Genomic DNA, 14,710 nt, shown 5'->3' on the forward strand with positions numbered 1-14,710 from the left:
ACAACGCGACGGCAACGACCGGCGCTTGCGACGGACCGGTCGCGGCTGTCGCCCACCGGCGCGCATACACCGCGCGCGCGGCTTCAGCGCACGCCGCGCTCCGCCCGCCGCCGCGGCGTCAGCGCGACAGCAGCCGCGCCAGCTCGGCTGGCGTGCCGGCCAGCGAACCGGCACCGGCCGCACTCAGTTCCTCGCGGCCGCCGAAGCCCCACAGCACGCCGACGTTGCGCATGCCATGGTGGCGCGCGCCCTCGATGTCCATGCGCCGGTCGCCGATCATCCAGCACTGCGCGGGCGCCAGCGACAACCGCTGCAGCGCTTCAGCGATCAGCTCCGGCTTGTGGCTGCGCGCGCCGTCGGCGGTGGCGCCGATCACGTCCTCGAAACAGCCGCCGAACGGCAGGTGTTCCACGATCCGCCGCGCGTGCGGCTCGTTCTTGGCCGTGACCACCGCCAACCGGTGGCCGGCGGCATGCAGCCCCTGCACCACCTCGCCGATGCCGGCATAGACGTCATGTTCCTGCCAGCCGTGCAGTTCGAAGCGTTCGCGATACAGCGCCACCGCCTGTTCGACGCGCTGCGCGTCGCCGAACAGCGGGGTGAAGCTGGTGCGCAGCGCCGGTCCGATCCAGCGGCGCAGCTCGGCCGGCGGCGGCACCGGCTGCTGCATCCGCTCCAGTGCGTAGGCCACGCAGCGGGTGATGCCGACGGCCGAATCGATCAGCGTGCCGTCGAGATCGAAGAACAGCACATCGCGGCTCACGCCCCGCGGGCCTCCAGCGCCGCCACCGCCGGCAGGGTCTTGCCCTCGAGGAATTCCAGGAACGCGCCGCCGCCGGTGGAGATGTAGCTGACCTTGTCGGCGATGCCGTACTTGTCCACCGCGGCCAGGGTGTCGCCACCGCCGGCGATGGAGAACGCGCTGGACGCGGCGATGGCGCGGGCCAGCGCTTCGGTGCCCTTGCCGAAGGCATCGAACTCGAACACCCCGACCGGGCCGTTCCACACCACGGTGCCGGCCCCGGCGATCAGCGCGGCGTACTGCGCGGCGGTCTGCGGGCCGATGTCCAGGATCATGTCGTCGGCGCCCACCGCATCGACCGCCTTGATGGTGGCCGGCGCATCGGCGGCAAAGGCCGGGGCCACGACCACGTCGACCGGCAGCGGAATCTCGGCGCCGCGCGCCCTGGCGGCCGCGTCGATGCTGCGGGCGGTTTCCAGCAGGTCGTTCTCCACCAGCGACTTGCCCACGCCATGGCCCTCGGCGGCGATGAAGGTGTTGGCGATGCCGCCGCCGACGATCAGCTGGTCGACCTTGCCGACCAGGCTGGAGAGCAGCTCGAGCTTGGTCGACACCTTGGAGCCGGCGACGATCGCCAGCAGCGGCCGCGCGGGGTTGGCCAGCGCCTTGTCCAGCGCATCCAGCTCGGCCATCAGCAGCGGGCCACCGGCGGCGACCGGGGCGAAGCGGATCACGCCATGGGTCGAGGCCTGCGCACGGTGCGCGGTGCCGAAGGCATCCATCACGAACACGTCGCACAGCGCGGCGTACTTCTTCGACAGGGCTTCGTCATCCTTGCCCTCGCCCACGTTCATGCGGCAGTTCTCCAGCAGCACGATCCTGCCCGGGGCCACGTCCACGCCATCCACCCAGTCCTTGACCAGCGGCACCTCGACGCCCAGCAGCTGGGACAGGCGCGCGGCCACCGGCGCCAGCGAGTCGGCCTCGCTCCACACGCCTTCCTTCGGCCGGCCCAGGTGCGAGGTCACCAGCACGGCGGCGCCCTTTTCCAGCGCCAGCTTCAGGGTCGGCAGCGACGCGGTGATGCGCTGCTCGGAGGTGATCGTGCCGTTGTCGTCGATCGGCACGTTGAGATCCTGGCGGATCAGGACACGCTTGCCGGAAAGATCAAGGTCGGTCATGCGAACGATGGACATGTGCAATTCTCTGGCTTCTCGGGAAGGGGTGGGATACGTCGTGGAGCCGCCGGTCATGGCACGGCATGCCTGCCCGGGGACGCCGGTCCCGGCAGCGCGGCAGGCCGATGCGGCAGTCCACCCTGGCCGCCTCGCGCCCCGGTCCACCCGCAGGCGCTTGCCGGCGGGGTCGAGCTGGGCCATGCGGACGATGGACAGGGCGGGGTCGGCTCCGGAAGACTGTGGGCAAACCGTGATTCTCGCCCGCCCCCGCTGGCGGGGCAAACCCGAGGTACGCACGATGCCGACGCGCCTGCCGCAACCGGAACTGTCCAGCCTGCGCCTGCGCCTGCGCGAACCGCGCGAGGACGATGCGCCGGCCCTGTTCGCCATCCACGGCGATCCGCAGGTGATGCGCTACTGGAGCTGTCCGGCCTGGACCCGGCCGGCCCAGGCCGAGCAGAAGCTGGCCGACATCCGCCGCCAGCGGCGCGAACTGGACGTCCTGGTCTGGGCCATCGCCGATGCGCGCAGCGACCAGCTCATCGGCACCAGCGCGGTGTTCGCGATGAACCTGGAGCAGGGCCGCGCCGAGATCGGCTACAGCCTGCATCGCGACTGGCAGGGGCGCGGGCTGGCCAGCGAGGCGCTGCGCATGATCCTGCGCCATCTGTTCGACGGCATGGGCCTGCGCCGGATCGAAGCCGACATCGACCCGCGCAACCTGGCCTCGTGCCGGCTGGTCGAAAAGCTCGGCTTCGTCCGCGAAGGCACGCTGCGCGAACGCTGGCATGTAAACGGCGAGGTCTGTGACAGCGCCATCTACGGCCTGCTGCGGCGGGACTTCATCGACCCGCAGGCCACGTACGCGCAGGGGCATGCCGGGGCGCCTGCGCGCTGAGGCCCGCCGCGGCGGACGCGGCGCCCGCGGTGTCCGCCTCAGCCGTTCGCGGGGCGGGCGCCGCGCAGCAGGCTGATCGCAAAACCGGCCACGGCCAGCGCACCGGCCACCAGCACCGCCCACAGCAGCAGGCTCTTCCAGTCGCGTACCGGTGCCGCCGGCGCATAGGCCTTGTCGCCCGCACGTACCGTGCCTTCGCCCAGACGCGCCACCGTCGGCTGCCACTGCGCGCCGTTGCGCGCCCGCAGCGCGGCCAGCATCGGCTCCAGGCTGCTTTCGCGGGTGGCCGCCCGCGCGTTTCCGGCGACCAGCCGATACGGCGCGCGGCCCTGGGCCAGGAACACCACGCTGCCCGGCCGGTAGCCCAGTTTCAGGGTCGGCGCCGGCGTGCCGGCCATGGCCGGCTCGGCCTGCAGCTGCCAGTCGCGGTCACTGGTTTCCTGCCCGAGCTGCAGCGGTGCCGAGGCCTGCCGGCGCCCGCCTTCCTGCAGCGTCCAGGTGTTCCAGCCGCGGGCATGCACCTGCCAGGCCGGCTCCGCGCCGGCCTGCCGGCGATCCTCGTCGCGGCTGGACACAGTCCACGCCACCGCGGTGTTGGCCGGCATCGCCACGTCCACCCGCTGCACCGGGAAACGGCCCTGGACCTGGTAGCCGAACCGGGCCACCGGGTCGCCGCCGGGTACCGATGCGGCCAGCTCGACCCATTGCCAATCGCCAGCGACCGCATCGCCGGCAAGCTCGCCACGCAACGCGCGCAGCGGCGGCGCGCCTTCACGCTGCAGCGGCACCAGCCGCAGGTAGCGCAGCGCCGTGGATACCGCCACGCGCTCGCTGCTCAACTGCCGCCCCTGGTTGCGCAGCCTTACCAGCCGCACTTCCGGGTCCAGCACCTGCCAGCGGCGCAGGTCATCGCTGCCCTCCAGCCGGTAGCCCAGGTCCAGCGCCGCCGGCTCGCCTTCCCATTCCACGCGCAATGCCTGCACCTGCCCGGCCTGCCGCCCCAGGTCCACCAGCCACACCGGGTCGCCCTGGCCCACGGCGGCGGTGCCCAGCGCATTGCGCACCGACACCACGTTGCCACCGGCGTCGCGCTGCACCACCACGCTCAGGTCCCCGCCCGTCGTCGTGGCGGCACCGGCGGGCACGGCGAACCAGTCCAGTTCCACCTGCCGCGCCGGCCCGGCGATCGGCGTGGCCGCGGCCTGCACCGCGCTGGCCATCGGCTTGCCGTCGGCGTCGATCACCTGCACGTCGCGCAGGTCGCGCCAGTACGCCGCACGGTAGACCCCGGCATCCAGCACCACGCGATACGCGCCGGCATCGGGATGCGCCGGCTGCAGCGGCCACTGCATGGCGAAATCGTCGGCCGCCTGCGCCGCCAGCGGCAGCAGCGCCATCCACCACAAACGCCTGATCATGCGGTTGTTTCCTCGTGGTTCGTTTCAGCACCTGAGCGTCGCGGCGGTGCCGGCGCCAGCCAGCCCACCAAGGTGCACAGCAGTCCGTAGGCGATGAAGGCGCCGATGCCCAGCAGGTCGCCCAGGTTGGCGCGGTCGATCAGCAGCAGCTTGGCCAGCACCACGCCCATCAGGATCGCACCGGCCAGCCACACGGCCCATTGCCCGCGGCGCGAGCCGCTCACCCAGCCGATCACGCCCAGCAGGCTCCACACCACGGTCAGGCTGGTCTGCGCCAGGCTGGTGTCGATCAGGCGGCCATTCCAGTCGATGCCGCCCCAGTGATGCACGGCGCGCAGGGTGATGGTGCTGACCAGCAGCAGCGCCGCCAGCGGCAGCAGGCCCCGCCGCAGCCCGGCCAGCGGCGTGCCCGCATCGGCGGACCACAGCGCCATCGCCGCCAGCACCAGCACCGCCAGCTGCGCCAGGTCCAGCGGGTTGAGCAGCGCGATCCACGGCAGCGGCGCCGCAGCCCCGGCGCCGGCCAGCGAGACCAGCCACCACAGGCCCAGCACCGCGAAGGTCGCCGCCTGCAGGACCGGCCGGTAGCGGTCGAACGCGGCACCCAGCGGCTGCGCCAGCCAGCGCCAGCGGCGGATCGACACCGCCGCCAGCAGCAGCCACGGCAGCGCCAGCAGCATGCCGACCCAGCCCCCGGCCAGCGCGAAGCGCGTGCCCAGGTGCCAGGACAACAGCGACAGCACCGTCGGCCACAGCAGCCACCAGGCAAGCTGCGCCGCGCCGGCGATGGCATCGCCCGCCGCGCGCAGGCACAGCAGGCTGCGCAGGCCCAGCGCGGCGAACAGCGGCCAGGCCCAGGCACCGTGGCCTGCAAACGGCTGGCCGTACGCGGCGAGCTGCAGGAACGCCAGCGGGAACGCCAGTACCAGACACCCCAGCGTGGTCAGCGACAGCGCCAGCGCCGGCCGGCGCCGGTGCACCTCGGCCGCCACCCAGCCGCTCACGCCCAGCAGCAGCAGCATCGCGTGCAGGACGCTGCGCGGCTCCACGAAGCGCGCGATCTCGGTACCGGCATTGCCCATCCACCAGGCCAGGCCCCAGGCATAGGCGATCGCGGCCAGCGGCATGTTGCCGGCACCGCGGTACAGCCACGCGCTGGCGAAACCGGCCAGCGCGACCAGCAGCGCGCCCATGAAAGTCGCGTTGGCGACGGCGTATCCGGCACCGTCAGGAATGGCATGGGCGCCCTCGATGCCCACCGCCAGCGCGAACGCCGCCGCCAGTTGCAGGCCGATGCCGGTCCAGCGCGCCAGCCGGCGCTGCTGCATCAGGCCCAGCCAGACCAGGCCGGCGCCTTCCAGCGCGAAGACCGAGGCCGTGGCCTGCGCCGACAGCGCCAGCGGCACCGCCAGCGTGGCGAAGCCCACCGCCAGGATGGCATGCCCCTGCGCCAGCAGATGCAGGCGCTCGCGGTGCCACAACGCACGCGCCAGCAGCGCATAGATCGCCGCCATGCCGAGCGCGCACAGTGCCAGCGGCATGCGCTCGCCCTGCAGCAGGGCGGCCTGCAGCGAGAACGCCACCAGCGGCGTGCCGAACAGCAGGCAGCCATCGATGCGTGCACCGCCCGGGGTCGCCGCCTTGCGCGCATGGAGCAGCGGCAACAGCAGGTAGAACGCGAAGAACAGCAGCAGGAACGGCTCGGTGCTGGCGAACTTGGCCGGCGCGTAATCGAGCACGCCCCAGAGCGTGCCGATGCCCCAGGTGAAGACGAAACCAAGCAGGTTGAGGATGCGCCACGGCCGCACCCAGGCGATGGCGAAGATGCCGGCGTTGAGCAGCGCGTAGTACGAGAACAGGCCGACATGGTTGCCGCTGCCATCGGACAGCCAGACCGGCGCCATGAACCCGGCCAGCACGCCGAGGATGGCCAGCGTGCGCGACTCCTGCAGCACCGCCATCACGCACAGCCCGGCGATCAGCACCACGCTGATCGCGAACGCCGGCAGCGCGTCGATCAGGCCGTGGTTCTTGAACGCGGCGAACACCACCAGCAGCAGCACGCCTATCGCACCGCCCTGCAGGGCCAGCGCGAACGCACGGTGGCTCCCGCGCTTGCGCCAGGCGAACGCCAGCCCGGCCAATGCCGCCAGGCTGATCCCGGCCAGGCGGAACGCAGGCGGGAAACTGAACCAGCCGGCATCGCTGCCGTACTTGAGCAGCGCCGCCACGCCGGCCAGCAGTACCAGCATGCCGACCTTGACCGGCACGTTGCCGCGGGTGAACCACTGCCTGATGTACGCGATGCCGCGCTCGACGAGGTTCGGCCCAGCCGCGGCCGTCGCTTCCGGCACGGGCGCGGGACCGGGCGCGCTGCGGACCTGCCGCGGCGCGAGGGGTTCGCGCAGCGGCGGCAGCGGCGGCGCAACCGCGGGCGATGGGGGCGCCGGCGCATCCATCGCGGGTTCCGGCACGGGCCCGACCGGCGCGGGCGCGAGCTCGCGTGCCTGCGGCAGCCCATGCCGCGCGTTGCCCGGATCGGCGGCGCGGCCGGCTTCGCCGGCCTGCCCGCGCGCCAGCGCGTCTTCAAGCGCGGCCACCCGACGCTTCAGCGAGGCCACCGATACCAGTGCCATGACCAGCAGCACCGGCACCGCCAGCACCACCGCCAGCAGCAGCAACCCCAACAACACGATCTCGTCGTCCATTCGCCGTCCCTGTCACCGGAAGGTGCCACGCCACCTTCATCCACGCCCCGTCGAAACGCAAGCCGCGCAACCGCCCCGACGGCGCCCTGCGCCCTGCCGCATCCGCGCCGCCGCAGGCAAAAAGAAGGGCGCCCGCGGCGCCCTTCCTTCATATCCCCGCGGTGCGGATCAGGCCGCGACCACGCGCACCATTTCCAGGCACTTGTTGGAGTAGCCCCACTCGTTGTCGTACCAGCTGACCAGCTTGACGAAGGTGGAGTCCAGCGCGATGCCGGCTTCGGCGTCGAACACCGAGGTGTGGGTCTCGCCGCGGAAATCGGTGGCCACGACCTTGTCCTCGGTGTAGCCCAGCACGCCCTTCAGCGGGCCCTCGCTCTGGGCCTTCACTTCGGCGCAGATCTCGGCATAGGTGGCCGGCTTCTCCAGTTCGACGGTCAGGTCGACCACCGACACGTCCGAGGTCGGCACGCGGAAGCTCATGCCGGTGAGCTTCTTGTTGAGTTCCGGGATCACCACGCCCACGGCCTTGGCCGCGCCGGTGGACGACGGGATGATGTTCTCGAGGATGCCGCGGCCGCCGCGCCAGTCCTTGTTGGACGGGCCGTCGACGGTCTTCTGGGTGGCGGTGGCGGCGTGCACGGTGGTCATCAGGCCACGCTTGATGCCCCACTTGTCGTTGATGACCTTGGCCAGCGGCGCCAGGCAGTTGGTGGTGCACGAGGCGTTGGAGATGATCACCTGGCCGGCATAGGTCCTGTCGTTGACGCCGAACACGAACATCGGCGTGTCGTCCTTGGACGGCGCCGACATGATCACCTTCCTGGCGCCGGCATCGATGTGCTTCTGCGCCGCTTCCTTGGTCAGGAACAGGCCGGTGGACTCGATCACCACGTCGACGCCCGCCTCGTCCCACTTCAGGTTGGCCGGGTCGCGCTCCTGGGTCAGGCGGATCTTCTTGCCGTTGACCAGCAGGTGGCCGCCCTCGATGGCGACATCGGCCTTGAAGCGGCCGTGCACGGAGTCGTACTTGAGCATGTAGGCCAGGTAATCCGGCTCCAGCAGATCGTTGATGGCCACGACTTCGATGTCGTTGCCGAAGTTCAACACTGCCGAGCGCAGCACGTTGCGCCCGATGCGACCGAAACCGTTGATGCCGACCTTGATTGCCATGTTCACGAACTCCTGCGGCCGCAGACCGCTGCGGCGGGGGTGGAAAGGGGGCTCATTGTAGCAGCCGGGCCCAGCCCGCTGGCCGTGGCGGCCCCGGCGCGGATCGGCGACGGAGCGTGGCCCGCCAGCGCCCGGATCGTGAACGCGCCATGAGCGCGGACGCCGGTTTGATCCGGATCAAGGCAGGCGTCCGCCGCCACGCGGAGACTTGCGCCATCCTCACCAAGCAATGGAAACGCACCATGCGCAAGACCCCCGCCCTGCTGCTGTCCGGCCTCGCCGCCGCCCTGGTCCTGTCCGCCGCTCCCGCCATGGCGCAGTCCAAGGGTGACTGGACCCTGGGCGTCGGCGTCCACAACGTCGATCCGAAGTCCAGCGCCGGCGACCTCAACGGTTCGGCCCTGGGCCTGGGCGCCCTGCCGACCAAGGTGGACAGCAGCGTGCGTCCGACCGTGACGTTCGAATACTTCGTCGCCAACAACGTGGGCGTGGAAGTGCTGGCCGCACTGCCGTTCCAGCACGACGTCAGCATCGACGGCGTGGGCACGGTGGGCCGCACCAAGCAGCTGCCGCCGGTGGTCTCGCTGCAGTACCACTTCGCCAACAGCAGCAAGGTCACCCCGTTCGTCGGCCTGGGCGTGAACTACACCAAGTTCTTCAGCACCGACAGCAAGGGCGCGCTGGCCGGCACCCGCCTGAAGCTGGAAGACTCGTGGGGCCTGGCCGCGCATGCCGGCCTGGACTTCGCGCTGACCAAGAAGGACGCGCTGCGCGTGGACCTGCGCTGGGCCGACATCGACACCAAGGTCAAGGTCAACGGCAACAAGCTGGGCACCGCCAACATCGACCCGCTGGTGTACGGCGTGGCCTACGTCCGCTCGTTCTGATCCCACCCTCCCCCGGTACCGAGGGGGAAGGGCGTTTCCCAGGGCCTGTTCATGACCCGCCGCGAGCCAAGCGCGGTGGGGTCGTGGACAGGCCCGCCACTTTCGGCACACGGCACCCGCCACCGCGCCGCTAGAATGCGGCGATGAAAATCCGCGTCCGCACCCCCCTGCTTTTCTCCGGCGTCGTCCTGGCCGCCTGCTCCCTGGTCTCCACACCCGCCTTCGCCTGGGGCGCGCAGGGCCACCGCCTGGTCGCGCGCATCGCCGAAACCCGGCTGGACCCCGCCGCGGCAGCGGAAGTGCAGCGCCTGCTCGCCACCGAGCCCGGCGCCACCCTGGCCAGCATCGCACCGTGGGCCGACCAGCTGCGCGCCGGGGACCCGGACCTGGGCAAGCGCTCGGCCGGCTGGCACTACATCAACATGGCCGAGGACGGCTGCACCTACGATCCGCCGAAACACTGCCGCGACGGCGACTGCGTGGTCGAGGCACTGAAGGCACAGAGCGCGCGCCTGGCCGACCGCAGCCTCTCCGACAGCGAGCGCCTGCAGGCACTCAAATTCGTCGTGCACCTGGCCGGCGACCTGCATCAGCCCATGCACGCCGGCTACGGCCATGACAAGGGCGGCAACACCTACCAGCTGCAGTTCAACGAGCGTGGCACCAACCTGCACTCGCTGTGGGACAGCGGCATGTTCTACGCCCTCCAACTGGACGACGACCACTACCTGCAGCGCCTGCAGGCGCTGCCCGCTCCGGCGGGCATCACCGCGCCGCAACTGCAGCGCGATGCCTCGCTGTGGGCCGAACAGAGCTGCCGCATCGCCACCCGCGAGGGCGTGTATCCGGCCAACCGCAAGGTCGGCCAGGCCTACGCCGACACCTGGCGGCCGGTGGCCGAAGCGCAGCTGCGCCTGGCCGGCGAACGGCTGGCGGCGCTGTTGAACGCACTGCTGGATACCGCGCAGACGCCGCGCTGACCCCGCGGCAGCGGACGCCGCCCGGCGGATGCCCTGCCGCTGGCGCATGGCCGGGCACTGCCCCCGCCGCGACGGGTTGCCGTAGCGCGCCGCTCAACGCGGCGCATTGCCGACCCGCACGCGTGCCTGCCCCTGCACGATCTCGAAGGTGAAGGCGTAGGGCAGCGTCACCGGCACCTCCTCCACCTGCGTGGCACCGCTGCAGTCATCCGGCGCCACCGGTGCGGCACCGGCGGCGAAACGGCAGATCGCCGCGGGCGCGAAGCGCCATTGCCGCACGGCGTCGTCCGCGGCCTGCAGCAGATGCCCGTTGCCGGCGTCATTGCCGGCGCCGCACTGGCTGTGGCCCAGCAGCGGGAAGCTGCGCTGCACCCCGCCCTGCGCATCGACCACGACATTCAGGCAGACCGTCACCGGCGGCAGCGATTGCCGGCCCTGCAGCGGCGGCAGTTCCGGCGGCGGCGCATGCACCGGCCGGGGCATGCGGAAGACTTCACGCCCGGACAGCATGTAGGGCTGCACGTCCCCGGCCTGCCCACCCGCCGACTCCGGCAGCAGCAGGCGCTGGCCGATGGTGTAGCTGCTGTCCGCCACGTCTTCGGTGACGGCCGGTCGCGTCGCGCAACCGGCCAGGGCCAGCAGCAGGCACATCGCGCCGCGCACAGCCCCCCGCATCACGATGCGCCGTCCGCGCCGGGGGCGGTCGTCGCGTCCATCTCGAAACGCACCGGCACGCGCACCTTGCCGGCGACCGCCCTGCCGTCCTTGAAAGCCGGAACGAAGGTCCATGCGCGGGCCGCTTCCATGGCCGCTTCATCCAGGTCGGCATGCCCCGAACTGCGGTCGAGCATGATGCCCGCAGCCGTGCCATCGGCAGCCACCTCGACCAGCAGCACCACCTCGCCGGTGTTCATGCTCGGTGGATAGCGCGGCGGCTGCATGCTGGCGAATCCCGCCGTGCGCGCCGGCGCGTCCGCCGGCGCGGAAAGACCGGCTGCGGGGCCGGGGTCCCTGCCGAGGTCGGTGACGACCGCCTCCATCCGGAACGATGAACCGCCGTCCTTCGCGCGGGCATGCATGGCGGCCGTGCCGTCGTCGATCGCCACCACCAGCCGCGGCGCCGCGATGATCCTGTCGCCTTCGCGGAGGGTGCCGGACAACGCGACACGCGCCGTGTCCAGCGTGTCGACCTTGAACTGCCCCTCCCACCTGCGGCCGGCCGGCGTGTCCATCGAGAATGCGAACGGCTTGCCCGCCTGCTCGCGCACCTCGAAGTCGCGGGCCTGGCCGTCCACGTCCAACCGCAGCTTCACGCTGTAATAGGCAGCGCCGGTGGCGACGGCCCGCACCTGCGCCGGCTGCGCGGCCCACGCCGCATAGCCCAGGCCCGATGACAATCCCACCGCCAACAGCACCATCGCCAACCACTGCTTCTTGCCGGGCACGGGATGCTTCAACATGGCGATACGCTCCTTCAGCGGATGCGGGTCCCGCCAGTGGCAGCCCACCGGCAACGGCGACAGCGACAGCCCGGTCTTGAGCATGGCGTTGCCATAGCTGCGACGCGCGCCATCGCTGCGGGCGATGACGCGCTCGTCGCAGGAGAATTCCTGGTCCTCGCGGCAGCGGCGCAGCGCCAGCGGCACGAGCGGGTTGAACCAGTACAGGCACTGCATGGCCGCCAGCAGCGCGTTGACGACGATGTCGCCCCGGTGCAGGTGCACCCGTTCGTGCATCAGCACCAGCCGGCGCTCGGGCGCGGTGTAACGCTGTTCGAAGTCCACCGGCAACACGATGCGCGGCCGCCACAGGCCGACCACGGCCGGCAGCCCGGCCATGCCCTGCGCCTGCCAGATGCCGTCGTCGCGGCGCTGCAGCGCTCCCAGCCCACGGACGAAACGCCGCTGCTGGCGCAGCAACCCCGCCATCGCCAGCAGCACGCCCGCCAGCCAGGCCGCGCCCAGCGCCCAGGTCCACGGCAGCATCGGCGTGGCCTGCCCGAGGACGGCGCTGGTGGCAGGCAGCACCGCGCCGATGGCGTGCATCGGCAGCACCGCCACCCGCGGCGCCGGCACCAGCACGGCCAGCAGCGTCACCGGCACCGCCAGCCACAGCAGGTAGGCCGCGCTGGCACCCAGCCGGCGTCGCACCACGCCGCGCAGCGCCAGCACCACCGCCATCGCCGCGCTGCTGGCCAGCGTGGTGGCCAGCAAGGCCCGCATCAACTCAAGGCTGGTCATCATCGAGCTCCTCCAGCAGCCTGCGCAGTTCGGCCACGTCGTCGCGGCCCAGCTTCCGGTGCTGGCTGAAGTGCGCCACCAGCGGCGCCACGCGCCCGTCGAACAGGCGCTCGAGCAGGCTGCTGCTTTCCTCGAGCACCCAGGCATCGCGTTGCACCCGCGGCGCATACAGATAGCGCCGCCGCTCCTTCACCGCGCTGATCGCGCCTTTGTTGAGCAGGCGGTTGAGCAGGGTCTTGACGGTGGCTTCGGCCCAGTCGTTGCGCCCGGCGACGCGCGCGATCACGTCCTCGGCCGCGAGCGGGTGCGCCTCCCACAGGACCTCCATCACCACCGCTTCGGCTTCGCTGATCCGGATCATCGTTTACATCCGTAATTTTTAACGATTACACGAGTAATCGAACCACCTGTCAAGCGCGCCGACCACGGCTTCATCACACCGATGCTGTAATGCCGCTTCCCACGAACGATGCGCCTGCCATGCCCCATCACGTGACCGATCCCGATGCCGCCGTGGCGTGGCTGCTGGCCCATGTCGGCGGCCCCCTGCGCATCGCCGCGCCGCTGGCGCTGGGCAAGCCGCACCGCCTGCTCAATGCGCTGTATGCGCGCATCGAGAACGATCCATCGCATCCGCTGCAGCTCTACACCGCGCTCTCGCTCGATCCGCCCGATGCCGCCGGCGACGGATTGCAGGCGCGCTTCCTGGGGCCGTTCGTCGAGCGCCATTTCGGCGCGGATTTCCCGCGCCTGGCCTACGCCAAGGCGATCGCGCGCGATGCCCTGCCGGCGCATGTGCAGGTGGAGGAGTTCTACATGCAGTCCGGGGCGCTGCTGCGCTCGGCGCAGGCGCAACGCGCCTATAGCAGCCTCAACTACACCCACGTCGCCGATGCGCTGGCGCAGCGCGCGCCGCATGCCATCGTGCAGAAAGTGGCCAGCCGCGAAGGCAGTACGCGGCTGTCGCTGTCATGCAACAACGATCTCACCCAGGACACGATCGACGCCGTCATCGCTCGCGGGCTGCCACGCCCGCTGCTGATCGCCGAGATCGACCCGCAACTGCCCTGGCTGGGCGGCAGCGCCACGGTCGAGGCCGGGTTCTTCGACCTGGTGCTGACCCCGCCCGGCCCGTATCCGAAACTGTTCGGCCTGCCGCGGCAACCGGTAAGCGATGCCGACTACGCCATCGGCCTGTATGCCAGCACCCTGGTGCGCGACGGCGGCACGTTGCAGATCGGCATCGGTGCGCTGGCCGACGCGCTCAGCCATGCGCTGGTCCTGCGCCACACCGACAACGCCCGCTATCGCCGGGTACTGCACGCGCTGGATCCGGCACTGGAGCAGCATCCGCTGGTGCACGCCATCGGTGGGCTGGAGCCGTTCGACAGCGGCCTGTACGGCTGCAGCGAAATGCTCAACGAGGGCTTCCGCAAGCTGGTGCAGAGTGGCGTGATCCGTCGCAAGGTGCATGACGACCTGGCGCTGATGCAACGCCTGGCCAACGGCAGCGCGTACACCGCCGACCATGCGCGGCTGGCCGAGGAGGGCGAGTACCTGCATGGCGCGTTCTATCTTGGCTCGCCTGAATTCTACGACTGGCTGCGGCACCTGCCCGCCGACGAAGGCCGCGCCATCGGCATGCGCCGCATCAGCGAGATCAACCAGTTCCGCAGCGGCGACGAAGCCCTGCAGCGGCTGCAGCGCCGGCAGGCGCGCTTCTTCAATTCCTGCATGATGGCCACCGCGCTCGGCGCGGCGGTATCCGATGGACTGGAGGACGGCCGGGTAGTGTCGGGGGTCGGCGGCCAGTACAACTTCGTGGCGATGGCGCACGCGCTGGCCGATGCCCGCGGCGTGCTGATGTTCCGTGCGCTGCGCGAAGATGCCGGCAAGACGCAGTCCAATGTGCGCTGGAACTATGGCCACACCACCATCCCGCGGCACCTGCGCGATATCTTCATCAACGAATACGGCATCGCCGACCTGCGCGGCATGACCGACGAGGACTGCGTGATCGCGATGGCCGGCATTACCGACGCCGCCTTCCAGGCGCCGCTGCTGCAACAGGCCAGGGCCGCGAAGAAGCTGGCCGGCGACTTCGTGGCGCCGGCACGCTGGCAGCGCAACCGCGCCGGGGTCCTGTCCGCGGCACTGGCACCGTTCCGTCGCGACGGCAGCCTGCCCGACTACCCGCTGGGCAGCGACTTCACCCCGGTCGAGCAGGACCTGCTGCGTGCCCTGGGCTGGTTGAAAGCCAACACCGGCAGTGCCGGCGGCAAGCTGCGTACCGTGCTTGCCGCCCTGCGCCAGGGGTCCGGCGACAACGATGCCATGTACCTGCAGCGCATGCGGCTGGAGCGGGCTGCCGGCCTCAGCGAATGGCTCGACGCGCGCCTGCTGCGGCTGGCGCTGGCGCGCACGGCGCGGACCTGAGCGGCGCCAGCGGGCACGCCCAGGCGACTGACCCGCACCGCGCCGGGCGCCCG

Annotated in this window: 12 protein-coding genes; 4 read left to right on the forward strand and 8 right to left on the reverse strand. The window is 71.2% G+C overall.

Going from position 1 to position 14,710, the window contains the following annotated elements:
• Positions 1-118: 118 nt before the first annotated feature.
• Both F0P95_RS16395 and F0P95_RS16400 read right to left on the reverse strand, forming a co-directional pair.
• On the reverse strand, positions 119-763 hold the full coding sequence (locus F0P95_RS16395; RefSeq protein ID WP_182335121.1) for an HAD hydrolase-like protein: 645 nt from the start codon (positions 761-763) through the stop codon (positions 119-121).
• Entirely contained in the window at positions 760-1,938 is a 1,179-nt protein-coding gene (locus F0P95_RS16400) for a phosphoglycerate kinase (protein WP_182335122.1), read from the reverse strand. The genes F0P95_RS16395 and F0P95_RS16400 overlap by 4 nt, the downstream gene beginning before the upstream one ends.
• Positions 1,939-2,218: 280 nt before the next feature.
• Between F0P95_RS16400 and F0P95_RS16405 the strand changes: the two genes are divergently transcribed.
• On the forward strand, positions 2,219-2,818 hold the full coding sequence (locus tag F0P95_RS16405; protein WP_182335123.1) for a GNAT family N-acetyltransferase: 600 nt from the start codon (positions 2,219-2,221) through the stop codon (positions 2,816-2,818).
• A 38-nt stretch (positions 2,819-2,856) separates the two neighbouring features.
• On the opposite strand, the gene F0P95_RS16410 is transcribed toward F0P95_RS16405, so the two are convergent.
• The 3 genes from F0P95_RS16410 to gap all read right to left on the reverse strand — a co-directional run bounded on the left by F0P95_RS16410 (position 2,857) and on the right by gap (position 8,114).
• On the reverse strand, positions 2,857-4,236 hold the full coding sequence (locus F0P95_RS16410) for a DUF3999 domain-containing protein (protein WP_182335124.1): 1,380 nt from the start codon (positions 4,234-4,236) through the stop codon (positions 2,857-2,859).
• Positions 4,233-6,944, reverse strand: a complete 2,712-nt coding sequence (locus F0P95_RS16415) for a DUF2339 domain-containing protein (protein WP_182335125.1) — start codon at positions 6,942-6,944, stop codon at positions 4,233-4,235. Before F0P95_RS16415 ends, F0P95_RS16410 begins: the two co-directional genes overlap by 4 nt.
• 168 nt (positions 6,945-7,112) lie before the next feature.
• Positions 7,113-8,114, reverse strand: a complete 1,002-nt coding sequence (gene gap / locus F0P95_RS16420; protein ID WP_182335126.1) for a type I glyceraldehyde-3-phosphate dehydrogenase — start codon at positions 8,112-8,114, stop codon at positions 7,113-7,115.
• 242 nt (positions 8,115-8,356) lie between these two features.
• Here gap and F0P95_RS16425 point away from each other — a divergent pair, with 242 nt between their 5' ends.
• Positions 8,357-9,001 (forward strand): OmpW/AlkL family protein, encoded by a 645-nt coding sequence (locus F0P95_RS16425; protein WP_054668757.1) that lies wholly within the window; start codon positions 8,357-8,359, stop codon positions 8,999-9,001.
• 143 nt (positions 9,002-9,144) lie between these two features.
• Positions 9,145-9,981, forward strand: coding sequence for a S1/P1 nuclease (locus F0P95_RS16430; protein ID WP_182335127.1), 837 nt, complete (start codon positions 9,145-9,147; stop codon positions 9,979-9,981).
• 93 nt (positions 9,982-10,074) lie between these two features.
• Here F0P95_RS16430 and F0P95_RS16435 read toward each other — a convergent pair whose 3' ends face one another.
• From F0P95_RS16435 to F0P95_RS16445, 3 genes are read right to left on the reverse strand one after another with little or no spacing between them, the layout of a single operon-like run.
• On the reverse strand, positions 10,075-10,659 hold the full coding sequence (locus tag F0P95_RS16435; RefSeq protein WP_425515889.1) for a hypothetical protein: 585 nt from the start codon (positions 10,657-10,659) through the stop codon (positions 10,075-10,077).
• On the reverse strand, positions 10,656-12,224 hold the full coding sequence (locus F0P95_RS16440) for a TonB family protein (RefSeq protein WP_182335128.1): 1,569 nt from the start codon (positions 12,222-12,224) through the stop codon (positions 10,656-10,658). Before F0P95_RS16440 ends, F0P95_RS16435 begins: the two co-directional genes overlap by 4 nt.
• Positions 12,208-12,582, reverse strand: coding sequence for a BlaI/MecI/CopY family transcriptional regulator (locus F0P95_RS16445; protein WP_054667330.1), 375 nt, complete (start codon positions 12,580-12,582; stop codon positions 12,208-12,210). Before F0P95_RS16445 ends, F0P95_RS16440 begins: the two co-directional genes overlap by 17 nt.
• A gap of 119 nt (positions 12,583-12,701) precedes the next feature.
• On the opposite strand from F0P95_RS16445, the gene F0P95_RS16450 reads away from it, so the two are divergent.
• Complete coding sequence (locus F0P95_RS16450; protein ID WP_182335129.1) at positions 12,702-14,657, forward strand: acetyl-CoA hydrolase/transferase C-terminal domain-containing protein; 1,956 nt, start codon at positions 12,702-12,704, stop codon at positions 14,655-14,657.
• The last annotated feature ends 53 nt before the right edge of the window (positions 14,658-14,710 follow it).

The organism is Stenotrophomonas acidaminiphila (assembly GCF_014109845.1).
In the GTDB taxonomy this organism is placed as follows: domain Bacteria; phylum Pseudomonadota; class Gammaproteobacteria; order Xanthomonadales; family Xanthomonadaceae; genus Stenotrophomonas; species Stenotrophomonas acidaminiphila.